The following is a 3,391-nucleotide window of genomic DNA, read 5'->3' as shown; positions in this document are numbered from 1 at the left end:
GTGGAGACTTTCGGAATACCCGCCAACGACTTGGCGTTCTTTCTGTTGTGGCGGGCAAAGTGCGGATTCTTTCTGTGTGGCGAGTTCCTGACTAGACCGTTATAGATCGGACCGAAAGGGCTCAGGCGGTCACGACATCACTCTCGGTCAGCTCGGCGTAGAGTTCCGGGTAGGCTTCCTGGAGGCGCTCAAGCTCGGTGCGCGCATGCGGGATGGCATCGGTCAGCTGCTGCCATTCCTCGTCACTGAGGTTGTCGCGCATCAGCGGGAACAGCTCCTGGCGCTCGGCACGCAGGTAGTCACGGTGTGCCTCCACATACTCGCGCAGGTCGGCATTGAACTGATCCATCGGGATGATCTGGTCCATCAGGATGCTGTCGAGATTGTCGGACAGCTTGTCCAGACGCTCGTGCAGGGTGCGATATTGCTGGATGAGGCGCTGACAGAGTGGCGCGGCGTCTTCGGAGCGTTCGCACAGCATCTGGGTGCATTGACGCTCCAGCGGAATGATGAAGCCCTGCATGTAATCGAGAATGTAATCCACCACCTCACGCATCATGCGAAAGTCGGGACGCTCACCACTGACGAGCGTCTTGTGGCGGTGCGAAAGCACGTGCAGCAGACGGGCCATGTTGGCGTGGTCCTGGCGCAGCTGAGTCACATTGGGCATGACTTCCTCCTCCTTACGGAACAGGTGGCCGATGCTGGCAGACAGCGCTGCCGCCTCGGGCATTGCTACCGAATGTAGCAATGTCGTCACCTAGAAGTGTAGGACACATCCCCCGAGCGCCAGTTAGACGTTGGGTGGGATTGCCTAAATGAGCGTGTCATGCTGTCAGGAAAACATGACAGTCTGGTGCAATGCCACGCGCGGCCTGAGGCCGCTGACTGACCGTGCCGCCCCTGCTGATTTGTACAGTCCTGCAGGATCGGCCATGATGAGCGCAATACTGCCCCACGCCTGCCGGAGCCAGACTCGCCGATGGATCTTTTTGCCGATACCGCCTCGAATTCCCATGCGCCACTGGCCTTCCGCATGCGTCCCCGCACCCTGGATGACTACATCGGACAGACAGCGTTGGTCGGGCCTGACATGCCGCTGCGCCAGATGGTGGCCTCCGGCGTGGTGCGCTCGATGATCCTGTGGGGGCCGCCGGGGGTCGGCAAGACGACGCTGGCCGAGATTCTCGCCAAGGGCTGTGATGCCCATCTGGAGCAGCTCTCGGCGGTGATGGCCGGCGTCAAGGACATCCGCGAGGTGGTGGAGCGCGCCAGACACTTCCAGGCCAGCGATCGCCAGACGGTGATGTTTCTCGATGAGATCCACCGCCTCAACAAGAGCCAGCAGGATGCCCTGTTGCCGCATGTGGAATCCGGCCTGCTGACGCTGATCGGCGCGACCACCGAGAACCCGTCCTTCGAGGTCAACTCGGCCCTGCTGTCACGGGCGCGGGTCTATGTGCTCAAGGCCCTGGAGACGGACGACCTGATCGAGGTACTGACGCGCGCCCTGCAGGATGAGGTCAACGGCCTCGGCAAGCGTCATATCGAAGCCAGCCGCGAGACGCTGACCCGCATCGCGCGCTCGGCCTCCGGCGATGCACGCCGCGCCCTCGGCCTGCTGGAGACTGCCTGTGACTTCGTGCGTCGTGAGCCAGACGCCCAGGGGGGAACGCGCGAGATACTCGAGGACAGCTCGCTGGAGGCCGTGCTGGGCCATCAGGCCTCCAGCTTCGACAAGCAGGGCGATGACTATTACGACCTGCTGTCGGCGATCCACAAGTCGATACGCTCCTCGCGGCCCGACGCGGCGCTGTTGTACATGGCGCGCTTCATGGATGGCGGCGGCGACCCGCTGGATGTCGTGCGGCGCCTGACGGCGATTGCCTCCGAGGATGTCGGCAACGCCGACCCACGCGCCCTGCCGCTGACCATCGCCGCCTGGGACGCCTATCTGCGCCTCGGTGACTACGAGGGCCAGCGCGCCATCGCCCATGCGGCGATTCACCTGGCCATCGCGCCCAAGAGCAATGCCATCGAGGTGGCCTGGAAGGAAGCCAAGGCCTTCGTGCGCCAGCAGCCCCACTTCGGGGTGCCGGTCTACCTGCGCAATGCCCCGACCACGCTGATGAAGGAGCTGGGCATGGGCGAAGGCTATCGCTATGCCCACAACGAGCCCAATGGCTATCCGGCCGGCCGCTCCCACGATGCCTGGCCAGAAGAGCTGCCGACCCAGCAGTTCTACCGCCCGACCCAGCATGGCGGTGAGAAGCGCTTCGCCGAGATTGAGCGCTGGCGCCGCGAGCAGGACGCCGCCGCAGACCGTGGCGAGACGCCCGGACAAAGCTGATCAGCGGCGAATCCTGCGCGCACATGGCTGCAGAGTCGCGACTGGCACAGACAAGAACGCCCGGACCAGAAGGTCCGGGCGTTCTTGTCTGGTCAAGCGTATTCAGGATTTGCGCTGCACCTTGGGCGTGATCACTGCTCGCGAATGACGTCGGCGCCTTGCGGGATCTGGAACACGAAACGACTATCCTGCAGCGACGGGTTGTACTGCACGTTGCTGAAGTCGATCGCCGTACGCTGGCCGGTGGAATCCGCCATCTGCAGCATGTCGAGCTGCTCGCTGTCGAAGGTCAGCTTGAGGCTTTCAAACAGCGTATCGGCCTGTTTGGGCGTCAGCGTGAAGGTCTCACGCGCGCCCTGCTGCTGACGCTTGACCGCATAGTTGGCGGTCAGCTCACTGGCACGACCGGACAGCAACAGCGCCGGCGTGTGGGTGACGCGCTCATCCAGCGGCTGCACGGTGACCTGCTCGAGGTCCGGGTCATGCAGATAGACTTCCTTGCCGTCCGACACCACTTCCTGACGGTACGGCGCATCGACGCTCCAGCGGAACTTGCCCGGGCGCGACAGCCACATCTTGCCCTTGGCTTCCTGCAGACGCTGACCGGAGGCATCGAGGATCTGCTGATCGAAGTCGGCAGCATAGGTCTTGAGCGGCTCCAGCAGGCGCGACAGGCGATCGCCTGCCGATTCCTCGGCGTGCGCTGGCAGAGCGGCCATGCCCAACATCAGCGCGGCGCCCAGCCCCTTGGCCAGACGAGCGGTCAACGAAGAAGCGAAAGAACGGGACAATGTCTTCATGAAACTCCTTGCGATGAGGAAGACCAGTGGCAAGCCTCGGCACCGAGGCCCTGCAGCTGACCATCATCATTTCAGCGATTCGGGATGATTGCTGCCAATATCCTGCTGGCAGTGATCTGTTATCTGATGTCTTTGACACGAAGGGGAGCAAAAAGCTCCCCTTCGTGTGTTTCAGCGACCAGGCCGGCGGCGGCTAGCCGCTGTGGTTGGGCGCGATCACTTCCCGCGAGCCATTGGTGCC

The 3,391-nt window shown here is 63.1% G+C and carries 3 protein-coding genes; 1 reads left to right on the top strand and 2 read right to left on the bottom strand.

Annotated elements, in window-relative coordinates; all coding sequences use genetic code 11:
- Positions 1-121: 121 nt before the first annotated feature.
- Positions 122-670: a hemerythrin domain-containing protein gene (locus AC4FAH_RS03685; protein WP_043331576.1), complete on the bottom strand. Its 549-nt coding sequence runs from the start codon at positions 668-670 to the stop codon at positions 122-124.
- 312 nt (positions 671-982) lie between these two features.
- Here AC4FAH_RS03685 and AC4FAH_RS03680 point away from each other — a divergent pair, with 312 nt between their 5' ends.
- Entirely contained in the window at positions 983-2,350 is a 1,368-nt protein-coding gene (locus AC4FAH_RS03680; RefSeq protein ID WP_153636423.1) for a replication-associated recombination protein A, read from the top strand.
- Between the two features lie 131 nt (positions 2,351-2,481).
- Here the strand turns inward: AC4FAH_RS03680 and lolA are convergent, their stop codons facing one another.
- Entirely contained in the window at positions 2,482-3,150 is a 669-nt protein-coding gene (gene lolA / locus AC4FAH_RS03675; RefSeq protein ID WP_054555615.1) for an outer membrane lipoprotein periplasmic chaperone LolA, read from the bottom strand.
- Positions 3,151-3,391: the final 241 nt, after the last annotated feature.

It is taken from the genome of Cobetia sp. (assembly GCF_983723665.1).
The sequence above is the reverse complement of the archived record's forward strand: the minus strand, read 5'-3'. Positions and strand labels throughout refer to the sequence as shown.

What these genes read in the sequence shown, in the direction of transcription:
- AC4FAH_RS03685 (WP_043331576.1), bottom strand. Translation starts at nt 670, where the DNA reads ATGCCCAATGTGACTCAGCTGCGCCAGGACCACGCCAACATGGCCCGT.
- AC4FAH_RS03680 (WP_153636423.1), top strand. Translation starts at nt 983, where the DNA reads ATGGATCTTTTTGCCGATACCGCCTCGAATTCCCATGCGCCACTGGCC.
- lolA (WP_054555615.1), bottom strand. Translation starts at nt 3,150, where the DNA reads ATGAAGACATTGTCCCGTTCTTTCGCTTCTTCGTTGACCGCTCGTCTG.